The organism is Mesoterricola silvestris (assembly GCF_030295405.1).
GTDB classification, from domain to species: Bacteria; Acidobacteriota; Holophagae; order Holophagales; family Holophagaceae; genus Mesoterricola; species Mesoterricola silvestris.
In genome coordinates, this window is the sequence record NZ_AP027080.1 from 179,008 (window position 1) to 199,806 (window position 20,799).

At 69.9% G+C, this 20,799-nt stretch carries 16 protein-coding genes; 14 read left to right on the forward strand and 2 right to left on the reverse strand.

What is annotated here, in order from left to right; genetic code table 11:
• Positions 1-163: 163 nt before the first annotated feature.
• A complete protein-coding gene (locus R2J76_RS00795; RefSeq protein ID WP_316413877.1) occupies positions 164-352 on the reverse strand; it encodes a DNA gyrase inhibitor YacG in 189 nt (62 codons plus the stop codon).
• A gap of 586 nt (positions 353-938) precedes the next feature.
• On the opposite strand from R2J76_RS00795, the gene dnaK reads away from it, so the two are divergent.
• The 14 genes from dnaK (at position 939) to R2J76_RS00865 (ending at position 17,812) form a co-directional block, all read left to right on the forward strand.
• Complete coding sequence (gene dnaK / locus R2J76_RS00800) at positions 939-2,828, forward strand: molecular chaperone DnaK (RefSeq protein ID WP_316413878.1); 1,890 nt, start codon at positions 939-941, stop codon at positions 2,826-2,828.
• Between the two features lie 102 nt (positions 2,829-2,930).
• Complete coding sequence (gene dnaJ / locus R2J76_RS00805; protein WP_316413879.1) at positions 2,931-4,013, forward strand: molecular chaperone DnaJ; 1,083 nt, start codon at positions 2,931-2,933, stop codon at positions 4,011-4,013.
• Position 4,014: 1 nt separating this feature from the next.
• Positions 4,015-4,407, forward strand: coding sequence for a MerR family transcriptional regulator (locus R2J76_RS00810; protein WP_316413880.1), 393 nt, complete (start codon positions 4,015-4,017; stop codon positions 4,405-4,407).
• Positions 4,408-4,451: 44 nt separating this feature from the next.
• Entirely contained in the window at positions 4,452-5,315 is an 864-nt protein-coding gene (locus R2J76_RS00815; protein ID WP_316413881.1) for a sigma-70 family RNA polymerase sigma factor, read from the forward strand.
• Complete coding sequence (locus R2J76_RS00820) at positions 5,312-6,220, forward strand: AAA family ATPase (RefSeq protein WP_316413882.1); 909 nt, start codon at positions 5,312-5,314, stop codon at positions 6,218-6,220. The genes R2J76_RS00815 and R2J76_RS00820 overlap by 4 nt, the downstream gene beginning before the upstream one ends.
• Positions 6,213-8,780 (forward strand): MMPL family transporter, encoded by a 2,568-nt coding sequence (locus R2J76_RS00825; protein ID WP_316413883.1) that lies wholly within the window; start codon positions 6,213-6,215, stop codon positions 8,778-8,780. The genes R2J76_RS00820 and R2J76_RS00825 overlap by 8 nt, the downstream gene beginning before the upstream one ends.
• A complete protein-coding gene (locus R2J76_RS00830; protein ID WP_316413884.1) occupies positions 8,777-9,841 on the forward strand; it encodes an SAM-dependent methyltransferase in 1,065 nt (354 codons plus the stop codon). The genes R2J76_RS00825 and R2J76_RS00830 overlap by 4 nt, the downstream gene beginning before the upstream one ends.
• Before the next feature lie 63 nt (positions 9,842-9,904).
• Complete coding sequence (locus R2J76_RS00835) at positions 9,905-12,034, forward strand: M3 family metallopeptidase (protein ID WP_316413885.1); 2,130 nt, start codon at positions 9,905-9,907, stop codon at positions 12,032-12,034.
• Between the two features lie 112 nt (positions 12,035-12,146).
• Complete coding sequence (gene rplU, locus R2J76_RS00840) at positions 12,147-12,458, forward strand: 50S ribosomal protein L21 (RefSeq protein WP_316413886.1); 312 nt, start codon at positions 12,147-12,149, stop codon at positions 12,456-12,458.
• Positions 12,459-12,484: 26 nt separating this feature from the next.
• A complete protein-coding gene (gene rpmA / locus R2J76_RS00845; RefSeq protein ID WP_316413887.1) occupies positions 12,485-12,745 on the forward strand; it encodes a 50S ribosomal protein L27 in 261 nt (86 codons plus the stop codon).
• Positions 12,746-12,818: 73 nt separating this feature from the next.
• Positions 12,819-13,823 carry a GTPase ObgE gene (obgE, locus tag R2J76_RS00850; RefSeq protein WP_316413888.1) on the forward strand — a complete coding sequence of 335 codons (1,005 nt, stop codon included), beginning with the start codon at positions 12,819-12,821 and terminating at the stop codon, positions 13,821-13,823.
• On the forward strand, positions 13,820-14,818 hold the full coding sequence (gene rsfS, locus R2J76_RS00855; RefSeq protein WP_316413889.1) for a ribosome silencing factor: 999 nt from the start codon (positions 13,820-13,822) through the stop codon (positions 14,816-14,818). The genes obgE and rsfS overlap by 4 nt, the downstream gene beginning before the upstream one ends.
• 3 nt (positions 14,819-14,821) lie before the next feature.
• A complete protein-coding gene (locus R2J76_RS00860) occupies positions 14,822-16,072 on the forward strand; it encodes a Glu/Leu/Phe/Val family dehydrogenase (RefSeq protein ID WP_316413890.1) in 1,251 nt (416 codons plus the stop codon).
• 42 nt (positions 16,073-16,114) lie between these two features.
• Positions 16,115-17,812: an ArnT family glycosyltransferase gene (locus R2J76_RS00865; protein ID WP_316413891.1), complete on the forward strand. Its 1,698-nt coding sequence runs from the start codon at positions 16,115-16,117 to the stop codon at positions 17,810-17,812.
• Between the two features lie 463 nt (positions 17,813-18,275).
• Here R2J76_RS00865 and R2J76_RS00870 read toward each other — a convergent pair whose 3' ends face one another.
• Positions 18,276-20,744, reverse strand: coding sequence for a hypothetical protein (locus R2J76_RS00870; protein WP_316413892.1), 2,469 nt, complete (start codon positions 20,742-20,744; stop codon positions 18,276-18,278).
• Between the last annotated feature and the right edge of the window lie 55 nt (positions 20,745-20,799).

The window sequence follows — 20,799 nt, forward strand, 5'->3', positions numbered from 1 at the left end:
GTCGAATCCGGCCGGGAGCGGCTATAAATACTATAAATGATTGTCCTTATAACGGCCCGCGCGGCCTCGTCCCCTTTTCAGGCTTCCATCCAAAAGAAAGGCGCTCCCATGGAATGGGTCAATCTGATACTGCGGATCCTCGAACTCCTGGTGAAGATCTTCGCTAACAAGTAGGGGCGTCCTCGGACCAGCCCTCCCCGTCCTCCACGGCGGGTTCCACCGGCACCCGGTAGACCTCGGAGCTCCAGGCCCCCAGGTCCCGGGTGCGGCAGCGTTCGGAGCAGAAGGGACGGGTGGGTGTCGATTCCCAGGGAACAGGTTTCCGGCATTGGGGGCAGGGGCGCACGAGCATGCTCCCAGGGTACCACCTCGTCGTCCCTGTCTCAGACCTTCGCCCCGTTTCGTCATCGCCGGACAAGCCGGCGATGACGGCGGGGGAGGAAGGGACGACGGGGCTGTGCTACGCCCATTGGCTTCGTTGGGCGGTTGGGTAGGCGGAACGGGGTGGCTCTCCTGGGGGGCCCAGGCGGGTGGGCGGCGTCAAAGGGTTGATGGGTCCGCTTCGCGTTGAGCCGCACGGCGCCGGTGGGCGCCGACGCTGATTGGCTGATCAGCTTTGGCGCGATCCCGGTGGCCACGCCCTTGCACGCGAAGCGAGGCCCACGGGTGGGTCGGGGCCAATGGGTGACAACACAGGCCCATAACCGAGGTGAGAGCCTTCCGTTGCCGCGGGCCCCGCCCGCGGCAACGACCCGGGGCGACCGTCTGGGACCCGTGCGAACAAATAGCCCGGCCCCACCCCTCGGCAACCCTGCTTGTGGAGGCATTAAAAAATTTGAGTCAATTTTGGAAGATCGTGTTGACACCTGGATTTCCATGCGTAGACTGGGGAGTGCGGAATGGTACCGGAACCGTCCGGGAACCCCCAGGAGGCAGGTATGGGAAAGATCATCGGCATCGACCTCGGCACGACCAACAGCTGCGTGGCAGTCATGGAGGGTGGCCAGCCCAAGGTCATTCCCAACGCGGAAGGCTCGGACACCACCCCCAGCGTGGTGGGCTTCAACCCCAAGACCAGCGAGCGCCTCGTGGGCGCCGCCGCCAAGCGGCAGGCCGTGGCCCAGCCCAAGAACACCGTCTCCTCCATCAAGCGCTTCATGGGCCTGCCCTTCACGGATTCCTCGAAGGAGCAGCACCTGGTGCCCTACGTGGTGGAGCGGGGCGAGAAGGGCGGCTGCAACGTCAACATCATGGGCAAGCACTACACCCCTGAGGAAATCAGCGCCATGGTCCTCACCAAGATGAAGGACAGCGCCGAGGCCTACCTGGGCGAGAAGGTCACCCAGGCCGTCATCACCGTGCCCGCCTACTTCAACGACGCCCAGCGCCAGGCCACCAAGGACGCCGGGGCCATCGCGGGCCTGGAGGTCATGCGCATCATCAACGAGCCCACCGCCGCGGCCCTGGCCTACGGCCTGGACAAGAAGAAGGACGGCACCATCGCCGTCTTCGACTTCGGCGGCGGCACCTTCGACATCTCCATCCTGGAGGTGTCCGAGGGCGTGGTGGAGGTGAAGTCCACCAACGGCGACACCCACCTGGGCGGCGACAACGTGGACCAGCTGATCATCGACTGGCTCATCGACGAGTTCCAGAAGGCCGAGGGCATCGATCTGCGCAAGCAGGCCGAGAGCCTCCAGCGCCTGAAGGAGGCCGCCGAGAAGGCCAAGTGCGAGCTGTCCACCACCACCCAGACCGACATCAGCCTGCCCTACATCACCGCCGACGCCAGCGGGCCCAAGCACATCAGCCAGACCCTCACCCGCAGCCGCTTCGAGGCGATGATGGAGCCCATCCTCCAGAAGCTCCGCATCCCCTGCGAGAACGCGGTGAAGGACGCCAAGCTCAGCCACCACGAGATCGACGAGGTCGTCCTGGTGGGCGGCTCCACCCGCACCCCCAAGGTGCAGGAGCTGGTGAAGTCCATCTTCGGCCGGGAGCCCAACAAGAGCGTGAACCCCGACGAAGTGGTGGCCGTGGGCGCCGCGGTGCAGGGCGGCGTGCTCGCCGGCGACGTGAAGGGCGTGCTGCTGCTGGACGTGACGCCCCTGTCCCTGGGCATCAACGCCAACGGGGGCCAGATGAGCGTCATCATCCCCCGCAACACCACCATCCCCACCAAGCGCTCCGAGATCTACACCACGGCCGTGGACAACCAGCCCGGGGTGGACATCGAGGTGTTCCAGGGTGAGCGGCCCCTGGTGGAGGGCAACAAGCTCCTGGGCAACTTCCACCTGGGCGGCCTGCCCCCGGCGCCCCGGGGCATGCCCCAGATCGAGGTGGTCTTCGACATCGACGCCAACGGCATCGTGCACGTCACCGCCAAGGACAAGGGCACCGGCAAGGACGCCAGCATCACCCTCACGGGCTCCACGGGCCTGTCCAAGGAGGAGATCGACGCCAAGGTCAAGGACGCCGAGGCCCACAAGGCCGAGGACGAGGACCGCAAGAAGCTCCTGGAGGACAAGAACCATCTGGACCAGACCATCTACCAGGTGGAGAAGCTCATCAAGGAGAGCGGCGACAAGCTCCCCGAAGGCGACCGCAAGGAGGCCGAGGCCGCCGTCGCCGAAGCCAAGGAGGCCCTGGCCAGCCTGGACAAGGACCGCATCGCCAAGGCCCTGGAGAACCTCAACGCCAAGAGCCACAAGCTGGCCGAGAGCATCTACAAGGACGCCCCGCCCCCGCAGGATCCCGGCGCGGCGGCCCCCGGCGGCGGCGAGAAGAAGAAGGAAGACGACGTCATCGACGCCGAAGTCGTGAATTAACCAACCAGGGGATTTCCGGGGCCGGGGTCTCGACCCCGGCCCCGCGTCTATCCGGCAAAAAACATGAGTCCGGGTGGCGCAAATCCAGGGTAAATTGCTGCCATGGCCACTCCCGACTACTACAAGATTCTTGGCTTGACCAAGGGCGCCTCCGAGGAGGACATCAAGAAGGCCTACCGGAAGCTGGCGCGCAAGTACCACCCCGATCTCAACCCCGGCAACAAGGAATCGGAGGCCCGGTTCAAGGAACTGGCCGAGGCCAACGACATCCTGTCGGACCCCGTGAAGCGGAAGAACTACGACACCTATGGGGATCCGGCGGGGCCGGGGGCGCACATGGGCGGCCAGGGCTTCTCCTTCGAGGACTCGGGCTTCGGGAGTTCCTTCCAGGATCTCTTCCAGGGCTTCGGCAAGCGGCCTTCGGGCCGGCGCCGGCCGGGGCCCCGGGCCGGGGAGGACACCCAGCACACCGTGCGCATCGGGTTCAAGGACGCCTTCCACGGCACCCGCCTCGCCCTCAACCTCCACCGGTCCGAGACCTGCTCCGCCTGCCAGGGCTCCGGGGACAAGGTGGGGGCCCCGGTGAGCACCTGCCCCTCCTGCAACGGCCGGGGCTACCAGGAGCAGGGCGGCGGCTTCTTCCGGTCCCGGGAGGAATGCCCGGCCTGCAACGGCACCGGCAAGAAGGCCCCCCCCTGCGAGACCTGCCGGGGCCAGGGCCGCCTCCCCCGCAACGAGACGGTGAACGTGAACATCCCCGCGGGGGTGGAGGACGGGACCCGGCTGCGGGTGGCCGGCAAGGGGGAAGCCGGCCGTCGCGGCGGGGGCGCCGGGGACCTCTACCTCCAGGTGCAGGTGGAGGCGGACCCGCGCTTCGAGCGGCGGGGGGCCAACCTCTACCTGGACCTGCCCATCAGCTTCACCGAAAGCGCCCTGGGCTCCAAGGTGGAGATCCCCACCCCCGAGGGGCACAGCACCATCCGGATCCCCCCCGGCACCCAGGCCGGCACGAACCTGCGCCTCAAGGGCATGGGCATGCCCATTCCCGGTTCCAGCCAGCGGGGGGACCTCTTCGCCCGCATCCGGGTGGTGACGCCGAAGATCGAGGACGAGCGCTCCAAGGAACTCCTGCGGGAACTTGCGGAACTCAACGACGGATCCATCCGTGCGGACGCGTGGAGGTGAAATGAGACGGGATCCGAAAAGCGGCTCGTACATGATCGGCGTGGTCGCAGCCCGGTACGAAATCCACCCCCAGACCCTGCGACTTTATGAAAGGGAAGGACTCCTCCTTCCCTCCCGCACCGAGGGCAAGACGCGGCTCTACAGCGAGGACGACCTGGAGCGCCTTGAATTCATCCTTAGTCTTACCAGGGATTTGGGTGTAAACCTGGCCGGCGTCGAGGTGGTCCTGAACCTCCGGGACCGCATGAAAAAAATGCAGGAGGAAATGCAAAACATTATCGAGAAAAATGAATCTAAAATGAAGTCAGCCGGACTTGAACCCGAAAGGGGTCTGGAAGGCATTTCTTCGACGGGCCTTGTCAAACTCACCCCCCAGGGCCTGCGCAAGAGGTAAGCTGGCATCCCCTTTGTTATGCTGTTCCTTCTTCAAGGTGGAATGTGCCCCAACGGCATCTGGAAGAGCGGTCGCTCGACAAGTACTTCGACTCGATCAGGGATCTCCCCCTCCTGACCGCGGAGGAGGAGCGCATCAACGGGCGGTTGTGGCAGAACGACCGCAACCCCGAAGGCTTGAGGATGCTGGTGGAGGGCAACCTCCGCTTCGTCGTCAAGGAGGCCCGCAAGTTCCAGGGCATGGGCCTGGACCTGCTGGACCTCATCTCCGAGGGGAACCTGGGCCTCATCGAGGCCGCCAAGCGCTTCGACCCGGAGCGGGAGAACAAGTTCCTCACCTACGCGTCCTGGTGGGTGCGCCAGGCCATCTTCCACGCCCTGGCCGAGCACGGCAGCAAGATCCGCCTGCCCCAGAAGGTGGCCGGGCACCTGGTGCAGCTCAACCGCATCACCCACCGCCTGGGCCAGGACCTGGGCCGCACCCCCACCGTGGCCGACATCGTGGCCCACAGCACCTTCTCCGCGGAGGAGGTGGAGCGCCTGCAGCTGCTGCAGCAGACCACCTCCACCGTGAGCACCGAGCAGGGCATGGGCGAATCCGACCTCACCCTGGGCGACAGCCTGGAGCAGAGCATCGAGCCCAGCGCCATGGAGACCCTGGACCAGGAGTCCTTCCAGGACCAGGTGCGGCTCAGCCTGGGCCTGCTCAACGAGAAGGAGCGGCGCATCATCGCCCTGCACTTCGGCCTGGACGGTTCCGATCCCATGACCCTGGAGCGCATCGGCCAGTCCTTCGAGCCCCCCATCAGCCGGGAGCGGGTGCGCCAGATCGAGGAGCGCGCCTTCATGAAGATCCGCGAGCGCCGGCGCGTGCTGCTGGGACAGTTCCTGAAGGGAGACCGTTCGTGAAGGGCGCCGAGGTCTGCCCCCTGTGCGAGGGGCGGCGGGTGATCCTGGATCCGGACCCCATGAAGCCCGCCAGGCCATGCACCTGCGCGGCCCCCGCCGCGGCCCGGCGCGCCGTCCAGGGCATTCCGGCCCGGTACCGGGAGGCCTCCTTCGAATCCTTCTGGGACTGGTGGAAGATCCAGCACCCCCGGGAAAAGCTCGCGGGGTCCCTGGCCCAGGTGAACCAGCTGCTGGAGAACGCCGAGATCCGCGACACCCTTTCCGAGGACCTGCGCAGCAAGCTCGATCTCATCGTCCACAAGTGCGGCCCCAAGGCCGGCCCCGACGGCGAGACGGCCTGGCGTGACCTCCGGCCCGCCCAGGAGCCCTGGGGCTACCGCTCGCTGTTCAACTGGGCCCGCTCCGACCGGGACCCCTCGGATTTCTGGTGGATCGATGGGCCTCCGGGCTCCGGGCGCAGCTCCCTGGCCGCCGCGGCCCTGCGGGCCTGCGGCGAGCGCACCTCCGGCGGGGGCCTGTTCGTGTCCGTGCGGGCCTTCACCCTGGAATTGCGGGACACCTACTACGATTCCCGCAGCTTCACCAACACCGACTTCATCAGCGAGCGGGACCGCATGGCCCCCCTGCTGGAGGCGCCCATCCTCGTGCTGGACGACTTCGACCGCATGGACGGCGATATCCGCGTGGTGCGCGCCATGGCCCAGCTCCTGGACCACCGCTACGGGGAGCAGCTGCCCACCCTCCTCACGGCCAGCCGGTGGACCGAGAGCCTCCAGGCCGGGGACCGGGACACCTACCCCCTGCTGCGCCTGGACGACCCCAGCCTCTTCCGCCGCCTGGCCTCGGCCAAGCGGGTGGTGCTGCGCCCGACCCTGGAGCGGCTGACGGAAACCCTGAATGGGTAGGAAGCTCCTCCGCGCGCTCCTGCTCCTCCACCTGCGCCGCCCGGCGGGGCTGTGGATCGGCCTGGCCCTGCTCACCCTGGTCCTGGGCCTGGGGGCGCTGCGGGTGGAGCGCCGCCTCGATCTCATGAGCCTCCTGCCCACGGACAACCCCGTGGTGCGCGCCAGCATCGAGGCCGGGGTGGGCCAGCAGGAGCTGCTCTGGCTCGCGGCCGAAGGTTCCGCCGGGGACCTGGAGGCCCGGCAGGCCTGGGCCGAGCACCTGGTGGAGAACCTCCTCACGGACGGGGGCCTTCCCCTCAACGGCATGAGCGGCGAGGGCCGCATCTCCCCGCCCATCCCCGTGCCCGAGGCCCGGGGGGTCTCCCTGTGGCCGCCCCTCCTGGCCGCGGGCAGCTTCCTGGAAGGGGACGGGGCCGTGGGGCGCCTGGTCACGGAGCAGTTCTACGCCCTGGCCCCCATGCTCCTGGGGGACCGGCTGGAACCCCTCAAGGATCCCGCCGAACTGCAGAGGCGCTTCCGGGCCACGGCCCGGGCCCTGGCCTCCCCGGACCCGGCCAAGGCCAAGCTGGCCCAGCTGGACCCCCTTCAACTGAGCCAGTTCATCACGGAGCGGGACGAGACCCGCCTCCGGGTGACCCAGGGCGCCCGGGCCCTGCCCGTCAAGCTCCGCACCGGGTACCTGGAGACCCGGGACGGGCGCTTCGTGCTGGTGCCGCTGGTGCTGGACTTCCCCAGCGGGGACGCCCAGGCCACGGCGCGGGTGCTGCGCTGGCTGGGGGAGGGGGCCCGGGGCCCCCTCCCCGCGAAGGCCGGCTTCGCCCAGGTGCGCCAGGCCCTGGCCGAGGGCCCGGACCGGGCCTTCCCCCTGCGGGCCACCGGGGCCCACGCCATCGCCTACTGGGAATCCCACACCCTCACCCGGGAGATCCTCCTGAGCCTGCTGCTGAGCTTCGTGCTCATCGGGCTGGTGTATTGGATCGGCTTCCGCACCCTGGCCGGGTACGGCTTCGTGGTGATCCCCCTCCTGCTGGGCATGCTCTGGGCCCTGGGGCTCACGGGGTGGGCCCTGGGCAGGCTCAACCTCATGGCCGCGGCCTTCGGCGCGGTGCTCCTGGGCATCGGGGACGACGTGGGCATCCTGCTCTTCAGCCGCTACCGGGACGAACGCCAGGCGGGGCGCACCAAGGCCCTGAGCCTGCGCGCCGCGCTCCTGGGCACCGGCCCCGGCGTCATCGCGGGGGGGCTGGCCACGGCCACCGCCTTCCTGGCCTGCGTGGCGGCGCCCTTCCCGGGCTTCCGGGACCTGGGGCTCACGGCCGGCCTGGGCCTCCTGGCGTGCATGGCCGCGAGCTTCCTGGTGCTGCCGGCCCTGCTCCTGGCCCTGGACCGGGGCCGGGGCACCTTCGCCCCCGTGGCCCGGGCCCAGGCCCGCCCCGCCCCCATGCGCCCCTGGAAGCCCGCGGCGGCCCTGGCCCTGGTGGCGCTGGGCGCCTGGGGCATCGGCTCCATGAAGTGGGAGGAGGATCTCCGCCGCTTCCGGCAGCAGGGCAACCCCGCCCTGGTCCTCCAGGAGGCCCTGGCCCACGCCCTGGGCGCCGGGCTCCAGCCCCTGGCGGTGCAGCTGCCCCTGGACGATCCGGCGCGGCTGCCCCAGCTGTGGAACGCCGTGGTGGCGCCCCTGCGCCGGGAGGGCCTGCCCATGCCCGAATGGAAGGTGCCCTCCCCCGAGCTCAAGCGGATCCTGGGTTCGGACACCTGGTACCGCCGGGCCCTGGACGAGGCCGCCGCCGCCGGGCTGGACCCGGTGGCCCTGGAGCGCAGCCTCACCGCCCTGCGCGCCAGCGTGGAGAACCCGGTGAACGTGCCCCGGAGCCTCCAGGCCCTCATGCCCCCGGTGACGGCCCCCGTGAAGCGGGCCCCCATGCGGCTCTTCGGATGGCACGCCGGGCCTCCGCCCCGGGAGGCCGCGCCGGCGGAGACCTTCACCCTCCCCCTGCGCCTTTCCGAAGGGGCCCAGGAGCGCATCGAAGGGGAGGTGGAGGCCGCCGGCGGACGCATGGTGGGCACCCGGCCCCTCTTCCGGGCCATCAAGGCGGTGGCCCGGGACGCCCTGCGCCAGGTGATCCTGCTGGCCCTGGGCGCCGTGCTGGCCGTGGTGGCCTTCTTCGGGCGGCGCCCGCGCTTCCTGGTCCTGGCCCTGGTGCCCCTGGCCGCGAGCCAGGTGGGGGCCCTGGGCATCCTGGGCTGGACGGGCGAACCGCTCACCTTCCTGTCCCTGGTGGCCATTCCCATCGCCCTGGGCGTCAGCGTGGACACCGCCATGAACCTCCTCCACCGGGCCCGCCTGGAGCCCCAGGCCGCCGCCCGCGTGGCCCGGGTCAACGCCGTGTGCGCCGGCACCACCCTGGCCGGCTTCGGGGGCCTGGCCTTCAGCGGCTACCGGGGCCTGCGCGGCCTGGGCCTGGCCTCCCTGGGGGGCGTGGCCCTGGCCCTCCTCGCCACCCAGTGGATCCTCCCCTGGATCCTGGAGCGGTGGCCCCTGCACCGGAGCGAACCGTGACCGATCTCAAGGCCCTCGTGGAGGCCCGCCTGGCCCAGGGACCCCTGCCCGCCGCGGAGGCCATGGCCCTGGCGCTGTACCATCCGGAATTCGGGTACTACCGGCGCGCCCAGGGCCCCTGGGGCTTCGAGGGCGCCGACTACTACACGGCCCTGGATCTGGGCCCCCTGCTGGGGGAGGCCCTGGCCGTGCGGCTGGAGCGGGCCTGGGAGCGCCTCGGCCGGCCCGATCCCTTCGTGGTGCTGGAGCCGGGGGCCGGGCGCGGCTGGCTGGGCCGGGACCTGCTCCAGGCCGCCGGAGGCGCCTTCGGCGCGGCCCTGCGCTACCTCCACCGGGACGACAACCCCGCCGCGGCGGCCGCGGCCCGCCTGGCCCTGGCCCCGCACCTGGCCTCGGGCCGGGCCCGCATCGTGGCCCAGGCGGAACCCCTGGAGCCCTTCCGGGGCGCCATCCTCTCCAACGAGCTCTTCGACGCCCTGCCCGCCCAACCCTACCGCTGGGACGGCGAGGGTTGGAGCTACGAGGCCCTCACCGTGGACGGCCCGGCGTGGTTGAGGGCGGAGCCCTGCGACGCCATCGACTGGTTCACCTCCCAGGCCGAGGGCGGCCTGGAGGCGGGCGACGGGGCCCCCTGGTGCGCGGATCTGCCCGGGCTCGTGGGGGACCTGGCCCGCGTCCTGAAAGGCGGGCTCTTCCTGGCCATCGATTACGGCCACACCGCCAGCCGCGTCCTGGACAAGGGCTCCGATCTGCGCCGGTACAAGGGCCACACCGTGGACGGCGCCTGGTGGGAGGAGATGGGCCGGGCCGACCTCACCGCCGACGTGGATTTCACGCGCCTGGCCCTCCACCTGGAGCGCGCGGGCCTGGGGGAGGCGGGCCACGTGAGCCTGAGCGCCTGGATCCGGGACCACGCCCCCTTGGCCACCTGGGAAGCCGCCTGGCAGACCCTGGACGCCGCCTCCCGGGTCAAGCGCATGGAAAACCTGCTGCAGCTCACGCTCCCCACGGCCATGGGCGAACGTTTCCGGGTGCTGGAGGCCTGGCGCAGTTGTGATTGAGGACCGGACGCCGGGGGCGCGCGGGGGGATAGAATGGGGTCCCCCCCTGTTCCAAGGAGTCCCATGTCCATCCGCAATCGCCTCTCCCTGGGCCTCGTGCCGATCCTGGCCGTGGCCGCCATGCCCCTTCGGCCGGAGCAGCCCATGAAGCCCACCCTCCAAGCCCTCCTCGCCCCCTGGAAGGGTCCCTTCGGCGGGGTGCCGCCCTGGGACCAGGTGAAGTCCGGGGACTTCGTCCAGGCCTTCGACCTGGCCATGGCCGACCAGCGCAAGGCCATCAAGGCCATCGTGGACAACCCCGCGGCCCCCACCTTCGAGAACACCATCGCGGCCCTGGAGCGCTCCAGCCGCATGCTGGACCGGGTCAACATCCTCACCGGGGTCCACTTCAGCACCCTGAAGACCGGCGACGTGCCCCGCATCGAGGCCGAGGTCAACCCGAAGCTGGCGGCCTTCGCCGACGAGATCACCCAGAACGCGGGGCTCTTCAAGCGCATCGACGCCGTGTACGCGGGCCTGGGCAAGGCCTCCCTCACCCCCGAGCAGAAGCGCCTCACCTGGCTGTACCGCACCAATTTCGTGCGGGCCGGGGCCCTGCTCGACCCCGCGCAGAAGAAGCGCATCCAGGAGATCAACCAGGAACTGGCCACCGTGAACACGCGGTTCGCCCAGAACGTGGTGGCCGAGGAGAGCGAGCTGTTCACGGTCATCGATTCGGAAGCCGGCCTCGCCGGGCTCTCCGCCGACTACAAGGCCGGCGCGGCCCGCGCCGCGGAGGCCCGGGGCCTCAAGGGCAAGTGGGTGATCAACAACACCCGCTCGGCCATGGAGCCCTTCCTTTCCTACGCCGAGAACCGGGCCCTGCGCGAGAAGGTCTGGCGCGCCTACGTGAACCGGGGCGACAACGGCGATGCCCGGGACAACAAGGCCAACATCACCCGGATCCTGCAGCTTCGCTACGAGCGGGCCCGGCTCCTGGGCTACAAGAGCCACGCCCACTGGTCCGTGGAGCTGTCCATGGCCAAGACCCCCGAGCGGGCCGTGGCCCTCATGGAGGCCGTGTGGAAGCCCGGCGTGGCCCAGGTGAAGGCCGACGTGGCCGAGATGCAGGCCATCGTGGACAAGGAGGGCGGCGCCTTCAAGCTGGCCGCGTGGGACTACCGCTTCTACGCGGAGAAGCTGCGCAAGGCCAAGTACGACCTGGACCTCAACGAGGTGCAGCCCTACATGCAGCTCGACAAGCTGCGCGAGGGGATGTTCTGGGCGGCGGGCAAGTGCTACGGCCTGCGCTTTACCCCCGTCCAGGGCCTTCCCGTGCAGCACCCCGACGTGAAGGTGTGGGAGGTCAAGGACGCCAAGGGCGCCCATGTGGCCCTGTGGTACTTCGATCCCTTCGCCCGGGCCGGCAAGAGCTCCGGGGCCTGGATGAACGAGTACCGCACCCAGCAGCGCTTTGACGGCGAGACCAGCCCCATCGTCAGCAACAACTCCAACTTCACCAAGGGCGCCCCGGGCGAACCCGTCCTCATCTCCTTCGACGACGCCCAGACCATGTTCCACGAGTTCGGTCACGCCCTCCACGGCATGCTGAGCAACTGCACCTACCCCGGCGTGTCCGGGACCAACACGGCCCGGGACTTCGTGGAGTTCCCCTCCCAGATCAACGAGCACTTCTTCCTGACGCCGGAGGTCCTCAACACCTACGCCGTGCACTACAAGACCGGCAAGCCCATCCCCCAGGAGCTGGTGGCGCGCATCAAGAAGGCCGCCAAGTTCAACGAGGGCTTCGTGACCATGGAGTACCTGGCCTCGGCCGTCATCGACATGAAGTTCCACCTGGCCGGGGGCGGCCCCATCGATCCCGCGAAGTTCGAGAAGGAGGAGCTGGCCCGGCTGGGCATGCCGGAGGAGATCGTCATGCGCCACCGGCCCACCCAGTTCAACCACATCTTCTCCTCGGACGGGTACTCCGCCGGGTACTACGCCTACCTCTGGGCCGACGCCCTCACCGCCGACGCCTGGGAGGCCTTCCTGGAGGGCAAGGGCCCCTGGGACGCGGCCGTGGCGGCGCGCCTGAAGGCCACCGTATTGTCCGTGGGCAACACCGTGGACCCCGCGGACGCCTTCCGGGCCTTCCGGGGCCGGGACGTCAATACCGACGCCCTCATGCGCAAGCGGGGCTTCCTGAAGTGAATTTTCCCTTGCGGTTCAAGGGAAAGGATGACATTCTAGTGGACCTTGTCTTGGGCTCCCCAAGCGCGCCGGTCGTTCCAGGCGCCGCCCAAGCCTCCCTTGCGAGGACGTCATGTACGCAGTGATCCAGACCGGTGGCAAGCAGTATCGGGTTTCCGAGGGGGACATCCTCCGCGTGGAACTGCTCGAAAAGGACCTCAAGGAAGCCGTGGTCTTCGACCGCGTCCTCCTGGTGGACAACAACGGCGAGCTGAAGGTGGGCAAGCCCACCGTCGAGGGCGCCACCGTCTCGGCCGAGGTCATCTGCCACGACCGCGCCAAGAAGGTTCTCATCTTCAAGAAGAAGCGCACCACGACCTACCAGCGCACCAAGGGCCACCGCCAGGGGTACACGGAAGTTCGCATCAAGGGCATCCAGGCTTAGGCCCGGGTTAGGAGAGAGGTTACGTCATGGCACATAAAAAAGGTGTAGGTTCCAGCCGCAACGGCCGCGATTCCAATGCTCAGCGTCTCGGCGTGAAGGCCTTCGGGGGCCAGCTGGTCACCGCCGGCTCGATCATCGTCCGCCAGCGCGGCACCAAGTTCAAGATGGGCGTCAACGTGGGCATGGGCACCGACCACACCCTCTTCGCCAAGGTCGAGGGCAAGGTCCGCTTCCAGGACAAGGGCCAGCACGGCCGCTTCATCCACATCGACCCCGTCGAGGCCTGATCCCAGGCTAATCCCGGTGAGCGCGCGGCCTTGAGAATCGGGGCTGTGCGCTCATCGTCTTTCAGGCATCCCCATGTTCCTTGACCATCTGACCCTGCACCTGGAAGCCGGCCACGGCGGCGCCGGGGCGTCCTCCTTCCGCAGGGAGAAGTTCGCCGAACTGGGCGGCCCCGACGGCGGCAACGGCGGCCTGGGGGGCTCCATCAGCATCCGGGCCAACAAGGCCCTCAACACCCTGAACCCCTACCGCAACCAGCGCACCTTCCTGGCCGGGCGCGGCGGCAACGGCGCCGGCGGGCTCTGCTCGGGCACCGACGGGGCCAACATCGTCCTGGACGTGCCCCTGGGCACGGTCATCAAGGACGCCCAGAGCGGCGAGGTGCTGGCCGAGCTGCTCGGCCACGACCAGGTCGTCACCGTGGCCCGGGGCGGCCGCGGGGGCCTGGGCAACAACAATTTCAAGAGCTCCACCAACCGCACCCCCCGGCACGCCCAGCCCGGCGAGGAGGGCGAGGTGCGCGACGTGGACCTGGAGCTCAAGCTCATCGCCGACGTGGGCCTGGCGGGCCTGCCCAACGCCGGGAAATCCACCCTGGTGAGCCGCGTGTCCGCGGCCCGGCCCAAGATCGCCAACTACCCCTTCACGACCCTGGAGCCGCAGCTGGGCGTGGTGGGCGTGGACGAGATCAACAGCTTCGTCATCGCCGACATCCCGGGCCTCATCGAGGGCGCCGCGGGGGGCGCGGGCCTGGGCGTGCAGTTCCTGCGCCACGTGGAGCGCACCCGCATGCTGCTGCACCTGGTGGACCTCTCGGACCCCGTGCTGGAGCCCGAGGAGGCCATCCGCATCATCGAGGGCGAGCTCAGGGCCTTCTCCCCGGTGCTGGCGGCCAAGCCCTGCTGGCTGGTGGGCACCAAGCTGGACGCCCTCCAGGACGAGGACCGCCGGAGCCGCTTCGAGGCCCTGTGCCGGGCCCGGGGCCAGGAGCCCATCCTGATCTCCGGCGTCACCGGCGAAGGCATCCGCCCCCTGGTGTTCAGGGTGGGCAAGGCCCTGCTGGAGGCCCCGGGCGCATGAGGCGGGTCGGGCTCCTGGGAGGCACCTTCAACCCTCCCCACGCCGGACACCTGAAGCTCGCGGACCTCGCCATCCTTGCCCTGGACCTGGACGAGCTGCGCCTGGTGCCCACGGCCGTCCCCCCCCACAAACCCCGCCCGGCCCTGGACGGCGCCATGCGCCTGCGCCTCCTGCGGGACCTGCCCTACCCGGTGGAGACCCTGGAGGTGGACCGGGGGGGCGAAAGCTACACCGTGGACACCCTGGAGGCCCTGGCGGCGCGGGAACCGGATTCGGCCTGGATCCTCGTCATGGGCAGCGACCAGATGGCGGCCTTCGACACCTGGAGGCGGCCCGGGCGGATCCTGGAACTGGCCTCCCTGGCCGTATCGCCCCGGCCCGGCTTCGGGGACGCCCCCGTGCCCGGCCTCCTCCAGGGGCGGTTTCGGGCCCGGTGGTCCGGATCTGCCGGGGAGGTGGTGGAGCTGCCCGGAACGGAGCTGGAGCTGGCCTCCACGGGGCTCCGGGAGGACCTGGCCCGGGGGGGGGCGCCGGAGCAAATTCCGTCTCAAGTTCTGGCTGTCATTTGCCGGGAAAACCAGTACCGTAATGTCTGTTTGGGAGAACGAATGACCCTAGAGCCTCGGCTCGCGAGCGTGGTGGAAGCTGCCCGCTCCAAGAAAGCCTTCCGGATCCGCCTTTTCGACGTCACCGGGATCGCCAGCTTCACCGATACCTTCGCGTTCATGTCCGGTTCCAGCGACCGCCAGAACCGCGCCATCGCCGACGCGGTGGAAGAGCAGCTGAAGGCCATCGGCACGCGTCCCCTCTCCCGCGAGGGCGAACAGAACGGCAACTGGATCCTCCTGGACTACGGCGACATCATCGTCCACGTCATGGATGAGGAGACGCGCGGATTCTACAATCTGGAAGGCCTCTGGAAGGACGCGAAGGAGCTGGAGCTCCCGCCTGACGTGCATCCCTCCATTCCGAATTCCGAAAACCGGGAGGGGTGAGCCATGCTCAATCAACACAGCGCATTCGACGCCATGCAGTCGCGTCTGCGCGTCGCGGCCGAACTGTACGGCCTCGAGGAGACGCTCTTCAAGGTCTTCATCGCCCCCATCCGCTCCATCATCGTCAGCTGCCCCGTGCACATGGACGACGGGGGCTGGGAGGTGTTCACGGGCTACCGCGTGCAGCACAACGTGGCCCGGGGCCCCGCCAAGGGCGGCATCCGCTACGACCCCCGCATCACCCTCGACGAGATCAAGGCCGGCGCGGCCTGGAACACCTGGAAGACCGCCGTGGTGGACGTGCCCTTCGGCGGCGGCAAGGGCGGCGTCATCTGCGATCCCACCAAGATGAGCGACGGCGAGCTGGAGCGGCTCACCCGGCGCTACATCGCCGAGATCATGGACCTGCTGGGCCCCGACCGGGACGTGCCCGGCATCGACATGGGCACCAACAGCCAGGTCATGGCGTGGGTGCTGGACACCTACACCATGCACACCCGCAAGACCGAGAACGCCGTGGTGACCGGCAAGCCCATCTCCCTGGGCGGAAGCCTCGGGCGCACCGAGGCCACGGGCCGCGGCATCCTCATCTCCGCCCGGGAGGCCATGCAGCGCCTGGGCAAGCCCCTGGCCGGGGCCACCCTGGCCGTGCAGGGCTTCGGCAACGTGGGATCCCAGGCCGCGCGACTCCTGCACGAGGCCGGCGCGCGCATGGTGGCCGTCTCCGACCTCAAGGGCGCCATCCGCAACGACCGGGGCATCGACACCCACGCCCTGCTCAAGTACCACGCCGAGCACAAGACGGTGGTGGGCTTCAAGGGCGCCGAGCCCATGGACGCCAAGGACCTCCTGGCCATGGCCGTGGATATCCTGGTGCCCGCGGCCACCGAGAACCAGATCACCGAGGACAACGCCGCCAAGGTGCGCGCCAAGGTGGTGGTGGAGGGCGCCAACGGCCCCACCTCCCCCGAGGCCGACCCCATCCTCCTGGACAACGGCGTCCTGGTGGTGCCCGATATCCTGGCCAACGTGGGCGGCGTCACCGTGAGCTACTTCGAGTGGGTGCAGAACCGCCTGGGCTTCTACTGGCGGGAGCGGGAAGTGAACGAGCGCCTGGTGGAGTACATGACCCACGCCTTCCAGGCCGTGTTCGCCACCACGGACAAGTTCAAGACGAACCCCCGCATCGGCGCCTACATCCTGGCCCTGGACCGGGTGAGCCAGGCCATGCACGCCCGGGGCTTCTACGCCTGAGGGCCTCCTGGCGCCGGATAAATAAATAATTAATATAGGAGGATGACGCCTCCTCCCCGCCCGGGCCTTCGGTACCCGCTGGCCTTCCTGTCGGAAAAGATCGGTGTTTACAACACCATGGCCCTGGCCTGCGGGGTGGCCGCGGCCCTGTTCCTGGTGGGCCTCGATAACCATGCCCTCTGGGACTACCATGAGCCCTATGTGGGGGGGATCATCCAGGAGATGGCCGCCGGGGGGCGGTGGATCGTCCCGACCCTCAACGGCCAGCCCTACCTGGAGAAGCCGCCCCTCCACTACCTGTTGGGGGTGGCCTCCACGGCCCTGGCGGGGACCTACGACCCCTGGGCCCTGCGGCTTCCCAGCGCGCTCATGGCCATCGGCACCGTGGCCTGGATCACCTGGCTGGGGTGCCGGCTGCAGTCCGCCCGGGCCGGGCTGTGGGGAGGGCTCCTGGCCGCCACCCACGTGCTGTTCTTCCGCATGGGGCACCAGGCGGTGGTGGACATCACCCTCACGGCCGCCCTTTCCGGGACCCTGGGACTGGCCCTGCTGGCCCTGGCCGAACCGGAGCGCGGGCTCTGGGTGCAGCTCTTCTGGGCCAGCCTGGGCCCGCTCTTCCTGGCCAAGGGCGTCATCGGCCCGGCGATGGCGCTGTGGGCCGTGGCCTTCCTGCTGGCCGTGGACCGCGGCGCCATCCGCCGCTTCCTGCGTCCCGGGTGGGGCCAGGGCGCGGGCCTCGCCCTCATCCTGGCCTGGGTCCTGCCCCTGGCCCTCCAGGGGGGCCGGGCCCACCTGTCGGAGGTCTTCCTGCGCAACACCCTGGGGCGCTTCCTGGAGCGGGCGGATCTGGTGCCGCGCACGGGCCGCCTGGACGAACACCGGGAACCGGTCCTCTTCTACCTGGGGCGGACCCCGGGCAACCTCCTGCCCTGGGTGGGGATCTGGTGCGCGAGCCTGGTTCCGGGCGGATGGCGGGGAGTGCGGTCCTGGGGCATTCCCGTGGTGCTCGCGGCCACCCTGGCGCTCCTCACGGCCTCTTCGGAAAAGCGGATGGTGTACCTGCTGCCCGTCCTGCCCCTGTCCTTCCTCCACACCGGGCTCTGGCTGGACCGGGTCCTGGACCGGGGTCCCGGGGTCCTGGCGCGGGGGGCCATCCGGGCCACCCTCGTCCTCGCCCTGGTCCTGGGCGCGGGCATGCCCTGGTTCGTGGTGGCCCGGGTGGGCATGCCCTGGCCCGAGGCCCTGGCCATGGCCCTTCCGGCCCTGGGCCTGGGCGCGGCCTCCCTGGCCATGGCGGCCCGGGGCAGGCTGGAGGGGGCGCTCCGGTGGACCCTGGCCCAGTGGGTGGTGACCCTTCTCCTCTTCATGGTGGTGGCCGTGCCCCACCTGGACCGGGAGTGGAACCCCATCCTGGAGCCGTACCTGGAGGCGAAAAAGCTGGAGGAGCAGGGGGCGATGGTGATTCAGGGCCGCCTGGAGGAGACCCAGGTGGGATTCGCCAACCTCACCTTCGGCCGGACCCTCCCCAGGGTGGAGGACGCCCAGGCGGTGCGCGAGGCCCTCGCCCAACCCGGGCCCGTGGCCCTGCTCCTGGAACCCCGGCATTTCTGGCGCGGCGAGCTGCGGGCCCAGGCGGAGGGGGCCGTGGAAATCCCCACGGAAGCCTCGCGCTCCAAGCGCCTCCGGGACCGGACCCCGGTGCTCCTGCTCAACCGCAGGGCCGTGGACCTGCTGGACTAGCCCGACGTTCCGAGCCACCCCGTCTTATCAACGCGTACGTCCAATCTGGTGGTTTCTGATCGGGGCAACTCGTCGCGAATCACCTGTCGAAAACGAAAACGCCATTTGTAGTGACGCAACCGGAATGACAATTCCCTGGAATGAACCTGTTGTTCATAACCACGTGCCGCCTACCTTGGAGGCATTCTCATCCCCTTTATCCCTTTCATCCAATTCATCCCTGTTCCCGCAGGGCCAGGGCTGGGATGGGTCGGCGCATCCAGATCAATTGCGCGCCGCCCCAACTCATCGCTGGCCCTGCGGGAACAGGGATGAATCAGATGAACAGGATGAAGGGGATCAGCCTTCGAACGCAGGCCGTTCCCGGCCGAGGGGCCAGACCGTAGGTTGGATGGAAGAACTATCTCCTGGCATCGTCGGTGTTACCTGGGGTGGGTCGAAAACCTGGCCTAGGATCCTGGTCTCAGAAAATCCGGAAAAAGCCCACGAACCCGTTGCAGGAGCGCACTCCGGGCAGGGTGCTGAGCAGGCCCACGCCCAGGTCCACCCGCACGGCGGTGAACCACCAGAAGCCCGGGAGATCCCCGGCCAGGGAAAGCCCCGTGACCTGGTAGGTTTTCCGGTCATCCAGGCCGCGCAGCCAGGCCTGGTCCAGGCCCAGGGTGAGGCGGAGGCTGGGGCCCGTGGGGAGCACCAGGGCCGCCTTGCCGTAGGCGAGGCGATCGGCGGTGATCGCGTTGTTCCGGATGCCGGCGATGCGGACGCTGCCCCCGGTGCCGCCCACGTCCAGCGCCTGGAAGCGGTCGAAGCCCCTGCCGCTGGCCACCCCCGCCTCCCCGTGAAGCCAGGAGCCCCGGCCCAGTTCCAGGTCGTACCCCGCCGAGCCGCCCCACCGGGCGTAGGGGCCCTGGAGGTCCTGGAGGGCGCCCGGCATCCCGTAGACGCCGTCGGGGCGCCGGCCTTCGCCGTAGTAGCCCTTGAGCTGGAAGCCCCGGGAAAGCCAGCTCAGCTCCCCGGTGGTCTCCCGGGTCCAGCCCGACGGGGGCAGGACGAAGCCCTCGGTCCAGTGCTGGCCCTTCCAGGGCCGGGAGTAGGTGTCGTGCCGCAGGTTCATGCGGGCCTGGAGGCGGAACCCCCAGCCCAGGTCGTGGCCCAGGGCCGTGAGGAGGTTGCCCGATCTCCGGCCCACGCCCTCGCCGTCGGTCAGGTGGCCGTTGCGCACGGGGCGCTCGGTGCCGGAAAGCAGGCTGAAGGCCGTGCTGGCCGCGAAATCGAACCCGGCTCCCACGTTGGGCACGGAGATCTGGCCGGTGTTGAAGACCCCGGCGGTGAGCCCCGACAGCTGGATGCCCTTGCCGAAGGCGTCGAAATCGAAATAGGCCAGCCCCGCCAGGGGGATCACCGGCAGGGGGAGGGTGGGATCGAAGAGGAGGATGCCCCCGATGAGCCGTCCGGAGGTCCTGGGCCGGTCCTCGACCTTCCGGGATCCATCCTTCTGCCGGGCGAGGTACCTGAGGCCGTCGGGCGTGGCCCTCAGCATGGTTCCGTCCGAGGCGCGGGCCTCCTCCCGCCGGGCGGCGAAGCCCGGGCCGTTGATCCGGAAGCCGGAGTAGACCATGGTGCGCCGGGCCTGGGTGACGCCCCCGCCACTCACCCAGCGCTCGAACACCACCGCCTTCACCAGGCGCCAGACGCCCGGTTCGGCCTCGCCGTAGGTGAGGGTCCGGGTTTCGGACTTCACCATGCCCGGCAGGCCCGACCGGGAGGAGCGCTCCTCCAGGATGCGCCCGGTGGCCTCCTCCACCCGGAGGGTGCCGGTGTGGAGGGTGGAATCCCCGTCGGCGGGCTTGAACAGGATGTACCGGAGGCCCGGGCCGGCCTCCCCGCCGTCCTGGTACCGGTACCGTTCCGTGAGGGTGAGGGCCGCGGGCGGGGCCAGGCTCGTGCGGCTCTCCACGATGGGGAGCTGGAGCCCGCCCTTGAGCTTGGCCCTCACGCCATTGAGGAGCACCTCCTCCTGGAGCGTCTCCTCGGGTTCGCCCGCGGCCTGGAAGGAGCGGAACCGGAAGCCCAGGTCCCCGCCGGGGCCCTGGTCCGCCTGGATGTGCACGTCCACGGCGAGGTCGGCCTCCTGGGTGCGCACGGCCAGGGCCTCCCGCAGGCGCTCCGCCCGCACCCGGGCCAGGAGCGCGCCCACGTCGTAGGCGTCCCGGGCCGTGACCTGCACCTCGTGGCGGTCCCGGGGCGCTTCCACGGGGGACCAGGCCCCCTGGACGAACCGCCAGCGGCGCTCGGATCCCGTGCGCGGGTCCCGCAGGAGCAGGGTGCCCGCCCCGCCCTCCACGTCGGTGAAGCCGGGCGGGACCACCAGGCCCGCCCCGGGGCCCCCCGGAGGGATCACGAGCCGGCCCCCGTCCCCCAGGAGCTGGCCCAGGCGGGCCCCGGGATCCGAGGGGAGCCAGAGGGTCCAGGGGCGCCCGGGCATGAACTCCTGGGCCCGGGCCAGGATGCCGGGCCAGGCGGCGGGATCGGGACCCAGGTCCTCGGCCAGGAGCGCGCCGCCCTGCACCGCCCCCCAGGCGGTCTCGTCCCACAGGGGTTCGCCCTGGGGGTCGAAGCCCAGGTAGAGGACCACCCCCGGGTCCTGGGCCCGGAGGGCCTGGCTCGCGGCCAGGAGCAGGGGCACCCGCCCGGCGCCCCGGGGCAGGAGGATCCGCACGGCGTCCCGCCCCCGCAGGGGGGCCACCCGCAGGGACCAGGCCTCGATTTTCGCCTGCACCTGGGCGGGATCCCGCGAATCGCCAGGAACCCAGTCGGCCGCCGCGGCACTCCTGAGGTCGAGCATTCCCGGAACCGATCCACCCACCCGGAGGGGGGCCTGCCCTTGAAGCGCGGCGCAGACGACGGCGAACACGACGGTCCTGGGGATCACGGGAACTCCTGTGGCGGCACTGCCGCCAGTGTAGCGGTTCCGGCCCCGCCCCATT

Coding starts and splice junctions, on each gene's coding strand:
- rpmA (WP_316413887.1), top strand. CDS start 12,485: ATGGCACATAAAAAAGGTGTAGGTTCCAGCCGCAACGGCCGCGATTCC.
- rplU (WP_316413886.1), top strand. CDS start 12,147: ATGTACGCAGTGATCCAGACCGGTGGCAAGCAGTATCGGGTTTCCGAG.
- R2J76_RS00835 (WP_316413885.1), top strand. CDS start 9,905: ATGTCCATCCGCAATCGCCTCTCCCTGGGCCTCGTGCCGATCCTGGCC.
- rsfS (WP_316413889.1), top strand. CDS start 13,820: ATGAGGCGGGTCGGGCTCCTGGGAGGCACCTTCAACCCTCCCCACGCC.
- dnaK (WP_316413878.1), top strand. CDS start 939: ATGGGAAAGATCATCGGCATCGACCTCGGCACGACCAACAGCTGCGTG.
- obgE (WP_316413888.1), top strand. CDS start 12,819: ATGTTCCTTGACCATCTGACCCTGCACCTGGAAGCCGGCCACGGCGGC.
- R2J76_RS00795 (WP_316413877.1), bottom strand. CDS start 352: ATGCTCGTGCGCCCCTGCCCCCAATGCCGGAAACCTGTTCCCTGGGAA.
- R2J76_RS00865 (WP_316413891.1), top strand. CDS start 16,115: ATGACGCCTCCTCCCCGCCCGGGCCTTCGGTACCCGCTGGCCTTCCTG.
- R2J76_RS00810 (WP_316413880.1), top strand. CDS start 4,015: ATGAGACGGGATCCGAAAAGCGGCTCGTACATGATCGGCGTGGTCGCA.
- dnaJ (WP_316413879.1), top strand. CDS start 2,931: ATGGCCACTCCCGACTACTACAAGATTCTTGGCTTGACCAAGGGCGCC.
- R2J76_RS00860 (WP_316413890.1), top strand. CDS start 14,822: ATGCTCAATCAACACAGCGCATTCGACGCCATGCAGTCGCGTCTGCGC.
- R2J76_RS00825 (WP_316413883.1), top strand. CDS start 6,213: ATGGGTAGGAAGCTCCTCCGCGCGCTCCTGCTCCTCCACCTGCGCCGC.